The organism is Pusillimonas noertemannii (assembly GCF_003096595.1).
GTDB classification, from domain to species: domain Bacteria; phylum Pseudomonadota; class Gammaproteobacteria; order Burkholderiales; family Burkholderiaceae_B; genus Pusillimonas; species Pusillimonas noertemannii.
Window position 1 is genome coordinate 1,033,024 of sequence record NZ_QEKO01000001.1, and the last position, 17,640, is coordinate 1,050,663.

13 protein-coding genes are annotated in these 17,640 nt (G+C 62.3%); 11 read left to right on the forward strand and 2 right to left on the reverse strand.

Going from position 1 to position 17,640, the window contains the following annotated elements; all coding sequences use genetic code 11:
- Positions 1 to 3,147: an autotransporter family protein gene (locus tag C7440_RS04905; protein ID WP_116517648.1), complete on the forward strand. Its 3,147-nt coding sequence runs from the start codon at positions 1 to 3 to the stop codon at positions 3,145 to 3,147.
- A gap of 107 nt (positions 3,148 to 3,254) precedes the next feature.
- Here the strand turns inward: C7440_RS04905 and C7440_RS04910 are convergent, their stop codons facing one another.
- Complete coding sequence (locus tag C7440_RS04910; RefSeq protein ID WP_116517649.1) at positions 3,255 to 5,198, reverse strand: ligand-gated channel protein; 1,944 nt, start codon at positions 5,196 to 5,198, stop codon at positions 3,255 to 3,257.
- A 371-nt stretch (positions 5,199 to 5,569) separates the two neighbouring features.
- Between C7440_RS04910 and C7440_RS04915 the strand changes: the two genes are divergently transcribed.
- From C7440_RS04915 to C7440_RS04925, 3 genes are all read left to right on the forward strand, one after another.
- The gene (locus C7440_RS04915; RefSeq protein ID WP_116517650.1) at positions 5,570 to 6,352 is read left to right on the forward strand and encodes a 3-hydroxybutyrate dehydrogenase; all 783 of its coding nucleotides are present in this window, start codon (positions 5,570 to 5,572) and stop codon (positions 6,350 to 6,352) included.
- Positions 6,353 to 6,466: 114 nt separating this feature from the next.
- Positions 6,467 to 7,243 carry a peroxide stress protein YaaA gene (yaaA, locus tag C7440_RS04920; RefSeq protein WP_116517651.1) on the forward strand — a complete coding sequence of 259 codons (777 nt, stop codon included), beginning with the start codon at positions 6,467 to 6,469 and terminating at the stop codon, positions 7,241 to 7,243.
- 48 nt (positions 7,244 to 7,291) lie between these two features.
- Positions 7,292 to 8,551: an MFS transporter gene (locus tag C7440_RS04925; RefSeq protein WP_116517652.1), complete on the forward strand. Its 1,260-nt coding sequence runs from the start codon at positions 7,292 to 7,294 to the stop codon at positions 8,549 to 8,551.
- An 18-nt stretch (positions 8,552 to 8,569) separates the two neighbouring features.
- Here the strand turns inward: C7440_RS04925 and C7440_RS04930 are convergent, their stop codons facing one another.
- A complete protein-coding gene (locus C7440_RS04930) occupies positions 8,570 to 10,849 on the reverse strand; it encodes an FUSC family protein (RefSeq protein WP_116517653.1) in 2,280 nt (759 codons plus the stop codon).
- A gap of 444 nt (positions 10,850 to 11,293) precedes the next feature.
- On the opposite strand from C7440_RS04930, the gene bcsD reads away from it, so the two are divergent.
- The 7 genes from bcsD (at position 11,294) to pssA (ending at position 17,586) form a co-directional block, all read left to right on the forward strand.
- Positions 11,294 to 11,791, forward strand: a complete 498-nt coding sequence (bcsD, locus tag C7440_RS04935) for a cellulose biosynthesis protein BcsD (protein WP_165832446.1) — start codon at positions 11,294 to 11,296, stop codon at positions 11,789 to 11,791.
- 5 nt (positions 11,792 to 11,796) lie between these two features.
- On the forward strand, positions 11,797 to 12,117 hold the full coding sequence (locus C7440_RS04940) for a hypothetical protein (RefSeq protein WP_133244259.1): 321 nt from the start codon (positions 11,797 to 11,799) through the stop codon (positions 12,115 to 12,117).
- A 426-nt stretch (positions 12,118 to 12,543) separates the two neighbouring features.
- Positions 12,544 to 14,265, forward strand: a complete 1,722-nt coding sequence (locus C7440_RS04945; protein ID WP_116517656.1) for an acetolactate synthase 3 catalytic subunit — start codon at positions 12,544 to 12,546, stop codon at positions 14,263 to 14,265.
- Positions 14,266 to 14,275: 10 nt separating this feature from the next.
- Positions 14,276 to 14,767 carry an acetolactate synthase small subunit gene (gene ilvN, locus C7440_RS04950; RefSeq protein ID WP_017522656.1) on the forward strand — a complete coding sequence of 164 codons (492 nt, stop codon included), beginning with the start codon at positions 14,276 to 14,278 and terminating at the stop codon, positions 14,765 to 14,767.
- A 99-nt stretch (positions 14,768 to 14,866) separates the two neighbouring features.
- Entirely contained in the window at positions 14,867 to 15,883 is a 1,017-nt protein-coding gene (gene ilvC, locus C7440_RS04955; RefSeq protein WP_017522655.1) for a ketol-acid reductoisomerase, read from the forward strand.
- 89 nt (positions 15,884 to 15,972) lie between these two features.
- Positions 15,973 to 16,647 carry a phosphatidylserine decarboxylase gene (locus C7440_RS04960; RefSeq protein ID WP_017522654.1) on the forward strand — a complete coding sequence of 225 codons (675 nt, stop codon included), beginning with the start codon at positions 15,973 to 15,975 and terminating at the stop codon, positions 16,645 to 16,647.
- Between the two features lie 93 nt (positions 16,648 to 16,740).
- A complete protein-coding gene (gene pssA, locus C7440_RS04965; RefSeq protein ID WP_017522653.1) occupies positions 16,741 to 17,586 on the forward strand; it encodes a CDP-diacylglycerol--serine O-phosphatidyltransferase in 846 nt (281 codons plus the stop codon).
- Positions 17,587 to 17,640: the final 54 nt, after the last annotated feature.

A 17,640-nucleotide genomic window follows, 5' to 3' on the forward strand; every position in this document is an offset into this window, starting at 1 on the left:
ATGGCCGGCAGATATTTCTGGGATCTTCGAGCATCGCTGTCGCTGGGCTCCATCGCGGTTCGCGCCGCGGGCATCGCCTTCGTACCGGTGTTGCTGCCTGCTTCCTGGACAGGCTCGGTCGATACGGCCTGGGCAGCATGTACAGGGCAGCCCGACGGCAGTTATCTATGCTCTGGCGCTTCCACCGGGGAATATGTCGCAGGCTCGGCGGGCCCATTGGTCATCATCGGCGACAGCACGCTGAAGATAAACAGCAGCGCTGCCGGCTTCGACATAGACGGCTCGGGCGGCGACATAGCCTTCTCGCAAGAAGGCGGAAGCGCCATCACGGGTACAACGGGCATCCATTCAAATAAATATGGCGCCGGTTCGAACAGGCTGACCGTCGCGGGCGACGTCACAGGCACTGACGACTACGCCATTTTTGCCTACAACGACGGCGACGCTACCGATGTGGCCGTAGAGCAGACCGCCGGAACCATTTCGGGCGTGTCGCATGGCATACGCATAGACAATTACGGAAGCGGCTCGGTCGCGGTCACCACTGCGGGAACGGTCGTCCAAAGCGGCAGCACCGGGTGGGATACCTATGGGGTGTATGCCTACAACGCGCCATCGGCTACTGACATCACGCTTACCCAAACAAGCGGTGCGGTGACGGGCCATTATTTTGGCATCTACGGAAACAACCAAGGCACTGGCTCCACCACCATCAGCGTCGCCGGGGACGTGACGGCCACTGGCCGGGTCGGCGTTGCCGGCTATAACGGCAGCGCGGCAAAAGACATACGCATCAACCAGGCGGCCGGTACCATCACCAGCCCCGAGACCGGCATACTTGCAGACAACAGCGGCACCGGAGCCATCCATATCGCCTCGTCCGGCATTGTCAGCAGCGAAAGCGTGGGCATTCTTGCATTGCATTGGGGGACAGGCGTCACGTCCATTGCCGTCAATGGCGAGGTGCATGGGGACGCGGGCGCGGGCATTATGACCGTAAGTGCAAATGACGTCACGATCGACATCGCGCCTTCCGCGACGGTAAGCACAGTGTCGGGGCTGGCGATCAATGATGCCGGATCCGGAAATGCGCACGTGACGAGCGCGGGGAAAGTCACGGGCGACACCAGCCTTGGGCTTGGCGACGACGTCTTCGATTTATCGGGCGGAACCTACACCGGCAGTATCTTCGGCGACGATCGAGACGCCGCCCAGAGCAATGACGGCCTGGTCAATTACGAAGGCAACGACACCTTCACCTGGACCGGCGGCGCGCTGTCCGGCGGGTTCCATGGCCAGGACGGTTCCGACACTGCCACGGTAAGCGCCGTCGCCTATGACGGCAGCCAGTTCCTGGACGGCGGCGATGACAACTCGGTCGCCGATGGCATGATCGATACGCTGATCCTGCAGGGCATCAATGCAAGCACGGCGGGAAACCGCCTCGCCAACTGGGAAATCGTCAGGCTGGATGGCGGCACGCTGGCCATCAACGACGGCGCCTGGAAGGTCGGCATGGCCCATGAAGACGGTACCGGCGTCTTCCTGCGCAACGGTTCGGGGCTTGATGGCATGGCCGCGCTTGCCTTGGACGGCAGGCTCAATATCGATGCCACCTCGGCCTTCATCGCGCAGGGCGGCGGCGCAGGCAGCTACTCGGTCAGCGGCCGCGTGGACAATGCGGGCATGATCACCCTGCAAGACGCCGCGGCGGGCGATGTCATGACGATTGGCGGAAACTATGCCGGCGCGGATGGCAGCCTGCAGATAGACACCGTCCTGGGCGACGACGGCTCCAAGACCGACCGGCTGCATATTGGCGGCGACACGGCCGGCACCACGCGCTTGCAGGTGAACAATGTGGGCGGAACCGGGGCAGCCACCGCCGAAGGCATCCGGGTCATTGGTGTCGACGGCCGCTCAGATGGCAGTTTTTCTCTTGTCGGGGGCGACTACATGGTCAATGACAAGCCTGCCATCGTTGCCGGTGCCTATGCGTACCAGCTCCACCAGGGCGGTGTGTCGACCCCCGGCGACGGCGACTGGTACCTGCGTTCGCAATTGGTCTCGCCCGAGACTGACGAGCAGGAACCGGCCGGGCCGACCACCCCCCCAGCACCCTTGTATCAGGCTGGGGTGCCCTCATACGAAGCCTATCCGCAAGCGTTGCTGGCCCTGAACAGCGTGCCCACCCTGCAGCAGCGTGTCGGCAATCGTTTCTGGACCGGCGCGGGCCATCGCCTGGCTGGCGGCATTGATGCGACCGGCTTTTCGCAGGCTTCGACCAACGGTGCCGCCATGATCGAAGGCAATGGCGTCTGGGGCCGCATGGAAGGTGCCTATCACGACGTCAAGCCGCGTTCGTCAACCTCGGACACGTCCTACGACCAGAACGTCTTCAGAATGCAGGTCGGCGTGGACCGGGAACTGAAGGCTTCCGACAACGGCAAGCTGATCGGCGGCCTGGCTGTTCATTACGCCCACGGCAAGACCCATACTCGGTCTCCCCATGGCAATGGCGACATCGCCACCGATGGCTACGGCGTTGGCGCAACCCTCACCTGGTACGACACAAAGGGCTTTTATCTTGACGGACAGGCACGCCTCAGCTGGTACGACAGCGATCTGTACTCCAAGCTTGCCCGCAGGAATCTGGTTCAAGGCAACAAGGGCTTCGGCTACGCTTCGTCCATCGAGGGCGGCCAGCGCATTGCGCTGGATCCGGCGTGGTCCATTACGCCCCAGGCTCAACTGGTGTATTCAAATGTGGATTTCGACACCTTCACGGACCCGTTCGGCGCCCGTATCAGCAATGGCCGGGGGGAAAGCCTTCAAGGCCGCCTGGGCGTAAGCCTGGATTACGAAAGCGCGCATGCCCGGGCCAATAGCGCGCCGGTCCGTACCCATGTATACGGCGTGGCCAACCTTCATTACGAATTTCTGGACGGGACAAATGTGCATGTCGCCGGCCAGAATTTCGCCAGCCGCAACGAGCGCTTATGGGCCAGCGTGGGCGTGGGCGGTTCCTACAACTGGAATGGCGACAAATACTCGCTCTACGGCGAAGGCCTGGTCAACACCAGCCTGCAGCGATTCGGCGACAGCTATTCGGTGATAGGAAGAGTGGGCTTTCGAATGAGGTGGTAGTGGGCGGGGGCGCCGCCCTTTCTGGTGCCCCGCGCCCGTCGCCGGTTCGCGCCTTACCGTGACGCGCCCGACGGGCCGCGGCTTGCGCCGCGGCCTTGCGGCTGCGGTCAGAACTTGAGGTTCATGCCCAGCCAGTAGCGGCGGCCGTCTTCGACATAGCCGAAGTCTTCATAGAACACTTCCTTGTCGAATATGTTGTAGATGCCGGCGTAAAGTGTCACGCGCTTGTTCAAGTCGTATGAACCGCCAAGGTCGACGAAGGTCGATGAAGGCGCGGTGGTGGAGCTTGCCGAGATGCCCTGAGTGGGGTCGCTTTCTCTGCCGCGGTAGGTAACACGCAGCCACCCGTTGACCTTCTCCACAGGTTTCCAGTCCAGGCCCAGGTTGAACATGTGCCTGGGCATCTGATTCAGCGGGTTGCCCGCGTATTCGCCGGTCTTCTGCTTGGAATAGGTGTAGCTGCTGTTGAGCGACAGCGTGTCGGTCAGCGGCGTGGAAATCATCGCTTCGACGCCTCGCGTGACGGCATCGTCCACGTTGGTATAGGTGGTGGGCAGGCGGCCCCATTGATTGGCCGGTCCGCATTCGGGGCAGGGCACCCGGGTTATCTTGTCGGTGAACTCGTTGTCGAACAGGGTGATGCCGGCCAGCATGCCATTGCCGCCGTTGTACATCAGGCCGATTTCCTTGGTCAGCGTTTTTTCAGGTTGCAGGTCGGGGTTGCCGTACATATTGCCGCCGCGGCTGGTGGCGCCCCAGTCGGGCAGGGTCTGGCGCATAGAGGGGGCGCGGAAGCCCGTCGATACGCCGCCCTTGAGCGTCCAGTTGTCGTCCATGTGCCAGACGCCATACAGGCGAGGGCTCCAGTGCTGGCCCGCGGTCTTGTCCTTGTCCAGGCGCAGGCCGGCTGTCAGCGCGAACGACTCGGTAACCTGCCATTCATTTTCGGCGTAGAAGGCGTATTGCCAGCGGTCGGCCGTGGAGCGGTCGGAAATCCGGTTGGTGGTCGTGTCCTTGAGCTTTTCCTCGCTGTAGAAGGCGCCCACCGTCAGTATGTGCGACTCCAGCACCGGCATGCTCCAGCTCGTGTTGAGCGTGGTGTTGGTAATCGTCATGTCGCGGGAGACGTTCTTGGTTTCTTCCCGCTGGGCATAGGAATTCGAGGTACCGAACGACCAGCGGCCGTTGTGGGTCAGCGAATAGTGCTCGCGATCGAAGGTGCGATGGCTGGGATCGTCGTCCGGGGCCAGGGTGCGGCCGGGCGTCGAGCGGTACAGTTGCCTCGAGGCGCCTCCTTCCAGAATGATGTCATGGTCGCGATTGGGCGTAAGTGCCAGCTTGGCGGTTACGCCGCGGTTGGTGTGGCGGTTGTAGCCTTGCTCGACGTCGTCTTCGCCGCGGTATGAATACACGCCATATACGCTAAGGCCCAGGAGATCTTCCTTGATGGGGCCGGCCACGTAGAAGTTGCCCTGGTAGATATTCCCGGACCGTGAATGGGCCTGCAGGGTCGAGTCGAGCCTGACAGCGCCGCCCCATGTGTTGGGTACTTTGCGCGTGATGATGTTGATGACCCCGCCCATGGCGTCCGAGCCGTACAGCGAGGACATGGGGCCGCGCACAACTTCGATGCGTTCGATGGCCTCCAGCGGGGGAACCCAGCTCTGGTCGGTGCCCGTGCTGCCGTTGGTCTGTGTTTCACGGGTGCTTACCCGCTTGCCGTCGACTAGGATCAGGGTGTAGTTGGCCGACATGCCGCGCAGCGTGATGTCCGAAGTATTGTTGTCCGAGCGGGTCATGATGACGCCGGGCACGTCCCGCAGCGCATCGGTCAGGTCGCGATAGGCGCCTTGCTCCAGCTTCTCGCGGGGAATGACGGATATCGAGGCCGGTGCGTCGATGATATCCTGTTCAAAGCCCGAAGCGGTTACGACAACGGTATTCAGCGTGGTTACCGAGTTGTCCGCGGCGGTCTGGGCCAGTGCGGGGGAGACTGCGGTTCCGAGGGTCAGGGCACATAAAGTGCCACCCAGATCGGGTGGCCCTTGAATGCCGGCTCGCGGGACGAGCCAGAAGTATCCAGCGACATCAAAACTTCCTTCTTATTGCCAATGAATCAAAATGAGAATGATTATTAAATCATAGCCTCTGCGAGGAGGTTGAAGGGAAGTTCCTCGACGATTGTATTTACTTGCTTCGAGATACACGCTTTTTAAGCGATGTTTTTCTCGTAAGCTATTGTTTTTAGATGGCTTACATTTTCCTGAAGAGAGGAATTGCCCGCTTATGAAACCAGGCGGAAGTTGTAGCGTCTTGGCAACATCATGGGCGGGACGCTCTGCGTTTACACTAACGCATGTGGCCGGCCTAGCCATGCATGCACGGAACGCGCCGGCCGATATAGACTAATTGGGGATACAAAATGCTCGATGGCAAACGCGCTGTAATTACTGGGTCGACCAGCGGAATCGGCTTGGGAATAGCCCGCGAACTGGCTTCAAACGGGGCCGACGTGGTGATCAACGGTTTTGGCGACCCCCAGGCCATCGAAAAAGAGCGGGTCAACATCGAGCTCGAATTCGCCGTCAAGGCGCACTATATCAATGCCGACCTCAGCCGCGCCGACGCCACGCGCGCCTTCATCGACGAGGCGGCCCGGCTTCTGGGCGGCATCGACATCCTGGTCAACAATGCGGGCGTGCAACACACCGATCTGATAGAAGACTTCCCCGTCGAGCGCTGGGACGCCATCATCGCGCTGAACCTGTCGGCGGTCTTTCACGGCACGGCCGCGGCGCTGCCCTACATGAAGAAGCAGGGCTGGGGGCGCATCATCAATATCGCCTCGGCCCACGGGCTGGTTGCCTCGGCGGCCAAGTCGGCCTATGTGGCCGCCAAGCATGGGGTGGTGGGCCTGACCAAGGTCACGGCCCTTGAAAACGCCGGCAATGGCGTTACGGCCAATGCAATATGCCCCGGATGGGTGCGCACGCCGCTGGTTGAAAAGCAGATAGAGGCGATCGCGCAGGCGCAGAACATGGGCGTCGACGAGGCGGCCAAGAGCCTGCTGGGCGAAAAACAGCCTTCGCTGCAGTTCGTCACGCCCAAGCAGATCGGCGGCATGGCGGTGTTCCTGGCTTCAGAGGCGGCCGAGCAGATTACCGGCGCCTCGATGTCGATGGACGGGGGCTGGACGGCACGCTGAGCGCGCTTTTGACGCACCCACCGCTTTCCGTATAAGGTTGCCCATTGCCGAGTGTGCGCGGCCCCTTGCTCGGGGCACGCGCCTTTTGACGACTTATCGATCAAGGTATTGAAAATGCTGCTGCTATTGTCCCCCGCCAAAAAGCTCGACTACGACTCTCCGGTCAGAACCACGCTGCATACGCAGCCGCTGTTCGTGAAGCAGGCGGCGGCCCTCATCGACGTGCTCAAGGAAAAATCGGCCAGCGAAATCGCCGGCCTGATGAAGCTGAGCGATGCGCTGGCCAGGCTCAATACAGAACGCTACGCCGCCTGGAAGCCCAAGTTCACGCAGACCAACTCGCGCCAGGCTGCGCTGGCGTTCAATGGCGACGTTTACGAAGGGCTCGAAGCGCCTTCGCTTTCCGACGAGCAGCTGCAGTGGGCGCAAGAGCACGTGGCCATACTCAGCGGCCTGTACGGCGTGCTGCGGCCCCTTGACCTGATGCAGCCTTATCGCCTTGAAATGGGCACGCGGCTGGCTACAAGCAAGGGCAAGACGCTGTACGACTACTGGGGCTCGCAGATCGCCCAGTACCTCAACAAGCGCCTGGAAGGGCAGGCCGAGCCGCTGGTGCTCAATCTTGCCTCCGAAGAATACTTCAAGGCGGTCGACCTGGGCGTGCTCAAGGCCAAGGTCATCCAGTGCGTGTTCCAGGACTATAAAAACGATCAATGGAAGGTCATCAGCTTCCACGCCAAGCGTGCGCGCGGCCTGATGGCGCGCTACGTCATCGAAAACGAGATCGACGATCCCGCCGCCCTGGCGGGCTTCAATTCCGAAGGCTACGCTCACGACGCCAAGTCGTCGACCGATTCGCGCCTGGTGTTTCGACGCAAGCAGGTTTCTTAGACGGGCTAGGACAGGCGGGCGGGAGCCCGCCCTTTCGGAAGTGGATGCATGAACGTAGCAACACGCGTATTTCTGCTGTTTTCGGCCGGTTATTTTGTTTCCTATATATTCCGTGGGCTGAATATCGGTTTCGCCCCATTCCTGACGCAGGAAATGGGCTTGACGGCGGCCGACCTGGGCGGGCTCACCAGCCTTTACTTCCTGGGCTTCGCCGTGACTCAGATTCCGGCCGGCGCCGCGCTGGACACCTGGGGGCCGCGCAGGGTCACCGCCGTGCTGATGCTGATCGCGGCGCTCGGCTCGCTGTTGTTCGGCCTGGCTGACGGCCTGGTCTCCATGATGGCGGGCCGCGTCCTGATAGGTGTCGGGGTGGCGGTGTGCATGGGGGCAGGTCTGCAGGCCCTGGCACAGCATTTCCCGGTTCACCGCATCCCGGTGCTCAATGGCGCCTTGATCGCCATCGGCGGCCTGGGGGGCGCTGTCGTGGGCACGCCGCTCGCCTTGCTGTTGCAGGCGGCCTCCTGGCGAACCATCAGTGTCGGGCTGGCCGCTTTTACAATGGTCGTGGCCGCGATGATCTGGTTCTGGGCTTCCGATGCGGGGGCCGTGCCCAGGAAGAAAGAACGTCCCTCGGTGTGGGCGCAGTTTCGGGGCACATGGGAGCTGCTTTGCAGCGCGGGTTTCTGGAAGCTGTCCCTGTTTCCGTCGGTATGCGGCGGCATGTTCTACGCGGTGCAATCCCTGTGGATGAAGCCCTATCTGCTCGACGTCAATCAGGCGGGCCAGGCGCAGACCGACGCCCTGGTCTCGCTGCTGGGCCTGGCCGCCGTGTGCGGAAGCCTGGTCTCGGGCGGGCTGGCGCGCCGCTTTGAACGCCTGGGCATGAGCCTGACCGTCTTCAACGGCGTTTGCCTGGGCGCATTCGTGGGCGTCCAGGCGTTGATCCTGCTCGATGCGCCCATTCCAAAGACCATCCTATGGACCTGTTTCGGGCTTTTCGGCGCCTGTTGCGTGCTGATTTTTGCGATTTTCGTAACGCGTTATCCCCCCGCCATGTGGGGCCGGGCCAACACCACATTCAATATGCTGGTGTTCTTCATGATATTTGCGGTGCAGAACGTCATCGGCCTGATCGTGGAGAGGTGGGAGCCCATCGAGCCGGGGGTCTATCCGGCCCAGGCCCACTTGACCGCCTGGTCTTGCCTGCTGGCCGTCCAGATTGCCTGCGGCATATGGTACTTCTGGCCGACACCGAGGCGAGCCGCCGTTCGTCCGGCGGCGCTTCAGGGGGCTGAGGGCAGAGGCTGAGGCCCGGGCCGGCCCCGCTCAGGAGCCGCCGGCTTGGCTCGCGGCCGCCACGGACCTGGGCAGTTGATGGCCGGAAGGGGGGCTGGAGTCGCCGGCCGAGGGTGATTCCAGGGCCCGCATTTCTTGGCGTATAAGCTGCGCCGCCGCCATCATCTGCCTTAAGGGGTAGGCCAGCGTGGCCAGCTCGCCCTCGGTTTCAAGCGAGGCGGGCGGCTCGGCGTCGTGATCTTGCAGCAGTGCATCGACCGTTTCCAGCGCCTGCCGGATACCCGCGGGCACTTGCGCCAATGTGGCCAGTTGAGGAACGGCCGCGCCGATCTGGGATGTGAGCACATGGTTCTGGATCAGCAGGTTGTTCAGTTCAGGCACGTTCTTCTGACGCCGCGCGGGTTCGGCCGCCATGCGATAGAAGGCCGCGGCGTAGTTGCTGAAGGCAATGTACACATTCTTGCGCGCCAGGCGCCAGGCCATGTCGGCCTCGAGCTGGTCGGCATCCAGCGACTCCTGGGTGTCCGGGCCCCTGCCGCGCAGCGCCCGCAGCAGGTCGGCATAATGCAGGCCCGCCTTGTAGTAGCGGTGGTTGGCGGTTCGCAGCGCGCTGGCCAGCGAGCCCATGTAGTTGTGCTCCCACCAGGGCAGTATGTAGCTGCCCAGCAGGGCGATGGCGCAGCCTATCACGGTGTCGAGCAGGCGCTCGCCGATCAGGGCGTTAGAGGCCGGGGCAAGCAGGTGAAAGGCCAGCAGCACCATGATGGTCTTGAAGATGGCCGTGCCCATGAAGCTGACCTGGATCAAGCTGTAGCCCAGGATGCAGCAGGCTATCAGGGCTGCCAGCAGAATATCCGTATTGTTGGTAAGCATGAAAAGGCCCAACGTAAGCAGGCAGCCTACGACGGTGCCCACCAGGCGCAGGCCGTTGCGCTGCCGCGTCAGGGCGAAGCCGGGCTTCATGATGACAATGACGGTCAGGATGACCCAGTAGCCGTGCAGCTCGATCGGCGGGCCCCATGGCTGGCGTGCCAGCCCATAGTTAAGCAGCGCCACCACGCACAACACCAGCAGCACGGCGATGGCCACCCGCAAGGCATAGCGAAAGTGCGGAGAATCCAGGCGCAGGTTCGAGGTGATCATGCCGAAGCGCAGTTCGCTGCTGCGCGAAAGAAAGCGGCCCAGCGCCTTGTCCAGCCGCTGGTCGACAAGCTGGGTATCCGCGCCGGGGTGCGTGTGGGCGGCCATGCGGTCGACGATACGCGAACCGTTGCGCAGGCGCCTTAGCACCTGTACCAGCAGTGCGTAGACCTCGGGGTTGGCTTCGGCGAAGCCGCTTTGCCGGTATTGATCGAGTTCGAATTCAATTGCGCGCAACTCGGCCTTGGCGCTGTGGCGGCTTAGCACGGCCTGGTTGCGCGCCGTGCACAAGGCGATTTGCTGCAGGTTGTCTGAAAGCTTGACCAGGGTGTCGCGCGCGAAGACCAGCACGTCGCTGTCGCCCAACTCGCGCCGCAGGGTGGCGTAGTCGGTATGGGTGGCGATCAGGCTGTCCAGCAGCGAGACCATGTCTATGAACAGGTTCAGGGCTCTCATGCGCTGACCGTCGCCCCGCCGGCCGCCCTTGGGCAGTTCGCGCAGTACGGTGTTGCGGGCCGCCTGCTGCTTGTCGATCATCTCGGATTGGGCGCGGATGAGATCGCGATACGAAGTATCCAGGTCGGTATGGACATCGTAGAAGCGCGAACGCGCATCGATGTAGTCGGCGGTTGCGAACAGGGCCGCCGACAGGGCCTGCTGCTCTTCGCGCAGCCAGAAGACGCGGCGCACCAAGGTACTGTAGGCAAAGTAAAAGAGGCCCCCGGCAAGCGAATACAGGACATGCAGCAGCAACTGCTGTCCGCTTAGCGGCGCGCGCATGGTCAGCGTCATGATCAGCAGGCAGGCGAAGGCCATCAACCCCCCCTGCGGCCCATAGACTGTAAGCATCGAGAAGGCGAAGCTCATCAGCGGTATGGCCACCCACAACGCCAGGGGGTGGCTGGAAACCAGGCCCGTAAGCGCCACGGTGAGAGTACCCAGCAGCACCGCGCCCAGCATTGTGTTAACACTGTATCGACGGGGGCTGCCCGGCTGGTCGATGACCGCAACGCAGGCTGCGCCGATGGAGGCGATCATGCCGATGTCGTATGTTTGCCACAGAGCGCCGGTGAACAGGGCCGGCAGCATGACGCCTATTGCCTGTCGCAGCCCTCCGAAGAAATAATGGCTGTGGAAAAAGCGTTGCAGTTGCGGGATGCGCGATGCCATGAGGGCCGTATGAGAGGTAAGAGTCGCTATTTGCCCTATCTTACCTTGCGGCAAACAGGCGCGGGAAAAGAGACGGGCCTGGAATAATAGAACGCGCCTGCGGCCCAGGCGCTGTCGTTTCCATGCGGATTGCGCGGCAAGAAAATTACATCTTCGTTGCGCCAAGGGTTTGAAAGCTTGTCTCGGCTATGACTTGTAGTGGCCTTGGTCCGAATTTGCCGGCAACGTTCGCTTATCGCGTTTCCTATTCCCGGCTGTTCCATATTGGCAGGTTCTTCCGCCTTTCACTGCTGCTTGCGGTGGGGGCGAGTACGTTCGCGCCCTCCGCGATGCCTGGCCATCGGTCCGCTTACGCGGGCCGTTTTTCATTACGCATCCCCCGCAAATTGAAACTTCCGTGTGCGGCTAGGCTGCGTTCCTTCACCCTCGACCCGGATGCATAGCATGCAAAGCAAATTGGCCGCCTTTCTGGAAAGCCAGCGCCGTGGCGCGCAGTGGGATTTCCTTCTTCGGTCGCTGGTCCTCGAAGCGTCGGTGGCCCTGGGGCCCGAGCAGGCGCGCGGCCTGTTGGTCAAGGCGGGCATGAGGGCGGGCCAGGAAATCGCGCTGCCAGAATGCGACTCGCTTGCACAGATGGAGGCCGCAGCCAATCGCTGCTGGCGGCGCCTGAGCCTGGGGGTCGTCAGTTTCATCGAGCGCAGCGATTGCCTCGAGATCGTGCATGAAGGCATACCCTCCGACGAGCGCGCATCCGAGAGCGGCCTGGCGGATTTTCTCGCCGGCTTGTATCAGCAATGGTTCGTGTCGCTTGGCGCCGGAGAGCGGCTGCAGGTCAAGCCATGCGAAAACCCGGACCGCAAGACGCTTTTGTATCGGCTGGCGGCAGAGAAGCCAGTGATGGCTGCCGGCGCCGTGGCGGCGACTTGCTCTGAAGAGCAGTGATGGTGATGACAGAACCGGATGACGTCAGCAAGCTTTTTGCGCTTTTCGAGGGCGCCACGGCCAAACGGTACCACGCCGTGCATGTGCATAAGGCGGATCAGCAGCGCGAGACGCTCGGGCGCAGGCCCTTGTTCAAGCCGGTGCGCCCCGCGGTGGCCGAACCTTCACCCGAACCGGTCGACCTCGCTTCGGACAGCCTGAAGTCCCTGTTCAAGAGGCTTGAGCGCCTCAGCGAGCCGATTGCTCCGGCCAAGCCCTCCGCCGCACATGCCGGGCAGCCCGCCGGCTCCATACGTTCACTCTTCGATCGCTTGTGCCCGCCCTGAGCCCGTGGTCCCGCATGGCCCGTGGGGGACCACCGTCCGCTGTCCGCGACACTTTTCCTACTACGGCCTCGTTCTGGATTGCCATGTCTTGTGCAATGCAGTAAAGTAGTGTACTTGGCCGGGTGCAACATCCTTACCCCGGCCTTGTGGGCACTATCGTTCGGGCCATCCGCCCGTTTTTTGCGCCTGTATCACTTAGCCAAGGGCCGCGTCACAAGCGTGTGTTGCCGTGGCATCCGTTTCTACCTCCCGCGTTCACATGAACGCTCGTACGGTATTTCGACGAGTGGGCATCGGTACGGCACGGTGTCTGGGTGGAGTGGCTCCGTGAGCCATCAAGCCTCAGCACATCATGCCGCGCTTCGGTGCAGCTCAGGCCCTTGGGGCCAATCGAGATGTCCGTGCCGGTTACGAAAGGACTACAACATGGAACTCAATGGCGCCGACATCGTCGTACGATGCCTGGCCGAACAGGGTGTTGAGCACGTTTTTGGCTACCCTGGCGGCGCAGTGCTGTACATCTACGATGCCATCTATCAACAAGATTCCTTCAAGCATATTCTGGTTCGCCACGAGCAGGCCGCCGTGCATGCGGCCGACGCCTATTCGCGCTCGTCGAACAAGGTCGGAGTTGCGCTGGTCACCAGCGGACCGGGGCTGACCAACGCCGTTACCGGCATCGCAACGGCCTACATGGATTCCATCCCGATGGTCATCCTTAGCGGCCAGGTGCCCACTGCGGCCATCGGCTCCGACGCCTTCCAGGAATGCGACACAGTGGGCATTACCCGTCCCTGCGTAAAGCACAATTTCCTCGTGCGCGACGTCAAGGACCTGGCCGAGACCATGCGCCGGGCCTTCTATATCGCGCAAACAGGCCGGCCCGGCCCCGTGCTGGTCGACATCCCCAAGGACATCACCGTCGCCAAGTGCAAGTTCACCGCCAAGAAGGGCGAGGTGTCCATGCGCTCGTACATGCCCGTCGTCAAGGGGCACCACGGCCAGATCAAGAAAGCGGTGCAGATGCTGCTGGCGGCCGAGCGCCCCATGATCTATTCGGGCGGCGGCGTGGTGCTGTCCGATGCGGCCGAAGAGCTGCGCCAGCTCGTGGAGCTGGTCGGCGCGCCCTGCACCAACACCCTGATGGGCCTGGGCGCCTTCCCCGCCGACGACAAGCGCTTCGTGGGCATGCCCGGCATGCATGGCACGTACGAAGCCAACATGGCCATGCAGAACTGCGACGTGCTGGTGGCTGTGGGCGCGCGCTTCGATGATCGCGTCATCGGCAATCCGCGCCATTTTGCGCAGAACCAGCGCAAGATCATCCACATCGACATCGACCCTTCGTCCATCTCGAAGCGCGTGCGTGTCGACGTGCCCATCGTGGGCAACGTCAAGGACGTGCTGCAAGATCTCAATGCCCTGTACATGCAGAGCGCCGTCGAGACCGAGCCCAACAAGGCCGCGCTGGCCAAGTGGTGGCAGCAGGTGGAAACCTGGCGCGGCAAGCAGTGCCTGAACTACGCCGGCTCCGACACCCTGATCAAGCCGCAGTATGTGGTCGAGACGCTTTGCGAAGTAACGGGCGGCAATGCCTTCGTTACGTCCGACGTGGGCCAGCACCAGATGTGGGCGGCCCAGTACTACCGCTTCAACCAGCCGCGCCGCTGGATCAACTCGGGCGGCCTGGGCACCATGGGCGTGGGCCTGCCCTACGCCATGGGCGTGCAGATGGCCAACCCCGATGCCGACGTCGCCGTCATTACGGGCGAGGGTTCCATACAGATGAACATCCAGGAGCTCTCTACCTGCAAGCAGTACCATCTGTCGCCCAAGGTTCTGTGCCTTAACAACCGCTACCTTGGCATGGTGCGGCAGTGGCAGCAGATCGATTATGGTTCGCGCTATTCCGAATCGTACGTCGACGCGCTGCCCGACTTCGTCAAGCTGGCCGAAAGCTACGGCCACGTGGGTGTTCGCATCGAAAGCCCCGGCGACGTCGAGCCAGCCCTGCGCGAGGCCTTCGGCAAGTACAAAGATCGCCTGGTCTTCCTCGACTTCATCACCGACCAGACCGAGAACGTGTGGCCCATGGTCAAGGCCGGCCGCGGCCTGACCGAAATGCTGCTTGGCGCCGAAGATCTATAAGGACAGAACAATGAAACACGTGATTTCCATCCTTCTGGAGAACGAGCCAGGCGCCCTGTCGCGCGTGGTGGGGCTGTTCTCGGCGCGCGCCTACAACATCGAAACCCTTACCGTCGCGCCCACCGAAGACGCGACCTTGTCCCGCATGACCATTGTCACCGAAGGGTCCGAGGACGTCATCGAGCAGATTACCAAGCACCTGAACCGCCTTATCGATGTGGTCAAGGTGGTCGACCTTTCTGAAGGCCCGCACATCGAGCGCGAGCTGATGATGATCAAGGTCAGGGCGGTGGGCAAAGAGCGCGACGAAATGAAGCGCATGGCCGATATTTTCCGCGGCCGCATCATCGACGTAAGCGACAAGGCCTACACCATCGAGCTTACCGGCGACCAGGACAAGATCGAGGCGTTTATCGGCGCCCTCGACCGCAGCGCCATCCTGGAAACCGTGCGCACCGGGGTCTCGGGCATCGGCCGCGGCGAACGAGTTTTGAAATTGTAATTAAAATCACGGGTCTGGCAGCGGTATACAGCCCGAACTCAACCAATCGGGGCCGCCTTGCGCGGCCCGCCAAAAATACGCTTAGTTTGGAGCATTTCAATGAAAGTTTTCTATGACAAAGACTGCGACCTGTCCCTGATCAAGGGCAAGACGGTTGCCATCATCGGCTACGGTTCGCAGGGTCATGCGCACGCGCTCAACCTGCACGAGTCGGGCGTGAACGTGGTGGTCGGCCTGCGCAAGGGCGGCGCTTCATGGAGCAAGGCCGAGAACGCCGGCCTGAAAGTGCTGGAAGTGGCCGAGGCCGTCAAGGCCGCCGACCTGGTCATGATGCTTCTGCCCGACGAAAACATCGCCGACGTCTACCGCAAGCACGTTCATGACAACCTGAAGGCCGGCAGCGCGCTGGCGTTCGCCCATGGCTTCAACGTGCACTACGGCCAGGTGCAGCCGCGCAACGACGTCGACGTCATCATGATCGCGCCCAAGGCTCCCGGCCATACGGTTCGCGGCACCTACAGCCAGGGTGGCGGCGTGCCCCACCTGATCGCCGTCCATCAAGACGTCAACGGCAAGGCCCGCGACCTGGCCCTGTCGTACGCCATGGCCAACGGCGGCGGCCGCGCCGGCATCATCGAGACCAACTTCCGCGAAGAAACCGAAACCGACCTGTTCGGCGAGCAGGCCGTGCTGTGCGGCGGCACCGTCGAACTCATCAAGGCCGGCTTCGAAACGCTGGTCGAGGCCGGATACGCGCCCGAGATGGCCTACTTCGAGTGCCTGCACGAGCTCAAGCTCATCGTCGACCTGATCTACGAAGGCGGCATCGCCAACATGAACTACTCCATCTCGAACAATGCCGAGTATGGCGAGTATGTCACGGGCCCCCGCATCGTCACCGACGAAACCAAGAAGGCCATGCGCCAGGTCCTGACCGACATCCAGACCGGCGAGTACGCCAAGAGCTTCATCCTGGAAAACGCCGCCGGCGCGCCCAGCATCACTTCCCGCCGCCGCCTCAATGCCGAATCGCAAATCGAGCAGGTCGGCGGCAAGCTGCGCGCCATGATGCCCTGGATCGCGGCCAACAAGCTGGTTGACCAGACCAAGAACTGATTGGTTTTTCCAGTCGTTCCCTCACACCCCGCAGGCCGGAGCAGCGCTTCCGGCTCCAGCGGGGTGTTTTTTTGCTATTCTTTAACACGATGAACAAACCTTCCTATCCTCATCCCATCATCGCCCGCGAGGGCTGGCCTTTCCTGGCGGGCATCGTCGTCATATCGATCATCGTCACGGTCTGGTCCGGATGGGCCAGCCTGCCGTTCTGGCTGCTGTCGGTGTTCGTGCTGCAGTTCTTTCGCGACCCGGCGCGCGTCGCGCCCGATGGGGAACTCAATGTGCTCAGCCCGGCCGACGGCCGCGTCGTGGTCGTCCAGGAAACCCAGGATCCCTACCACGGCAATCGCGATGCACTGAAAATCAGCGTCTTCATGAACGTCTTCAACGTGCATTCGAACCGCTCGCCGGTCGATGCCGAGGTGCTGTCCACCGAATATTTCGCAGGCAAGTTTTTCAATGCGGCGCTTGACAAGGCTTCGCTCGAAAACGAGCGCAACGCCATGGTGCTGCGCACCAGGCAAGGCCATATCGTCACCGCCGTTCAGGTTGCTGGCCTGGTGGCCAAGCGCATACTTTGCTATGCCAAGACCGGAGATTCCCTGCATCATGGGCAGCGCTACGGCTTCATCCGCTTCGGTTCGCGAGTCGACGTCTACCTGCCCCCCGGTTCGCGGCCCCGCGTGGCCATTGGCGACAAGGTAAGCGCCACCAGCACGGTTCTTGCTGAGCTGCCGGCGGCGGCCGAAAACACGCCCGGCTGATTCCCGTGAGCCCGGGCTGCGATCGGCGGCATATTAAACTGGCCATAGGCGAAGGATGCGGGTTCTTCGCACATGGCCCGAAGGAAAGACACCATGCCCCATTTTTCTGATGAAAACAGGCGTCGGCGCAGCATCTACCTGCTGCCCAATGTCTTTACCACGGCCAATCTCTTTGCGGGCTTCTACGCCGTGGTCCAGGCCATAAACGGGCGCTTCGAGGTCGCGGCCATCGCCATTTTCGTGGCCATGATCTTCGACGGCATGGACGGCCGGGTGGCCCGGCTTACCAACACCCAGTCGGCCTTCGGCGAACAATACGATTCGCTGTCCGACATGACCTCGTTCGGCATAGCCCCGGCACTGGTCATGTACCAATGGACCCTGCAGGACCTGGGGCGCTGGGGCTGGCTGGCGGCCTTCATCTACGTGGTGGGCGCCGCGCTGCGGCTGGCCCGCTTCAATACCAACATCGCGGTGGTCGACAAGCGTTTCTTCCAGGGCCTGCCCAGCCCCGCGGCGGCCGCGCTGCTGGCAGGCTTCATCTGGGTGGCCATCGACAACCGCCTTCAATTGGGCACGGCCACGATTTCCTGGTGCGCCTTCGTCATCACGGTGTATGCCGGCATTGCCATGGTTACCAATACACCCTTCTACAGCGGAAAGTCGTTCGCCCTGGGGCACAGCGTGCCGTTCTGGGTGATGCTGGTGCTGGTGGCGGTGTTTGTCTTTGTGTCCAGCGACCCGCCCCTGATGCTGTTCGGGCTGTTCGTGATCTATGGCCTGTCGGGCTGGGGCATTATGCTGTGGCGTTGGCGCAGGGCCCGCCAGCTAAGCCGCATGCGCCATGAAGGCGTTGCCGAGGCGGCGCCTTTTCCCGAGCCGCCGGCGCCGCATACCATTGCCCCTCCGCGCGACGACGAGCACGGCCCGCGCCTTTGATCGCTGCGCAAGGCCCTGCTGCACGTGAAAGGCCTGGCCATGCGCTAGACGGGG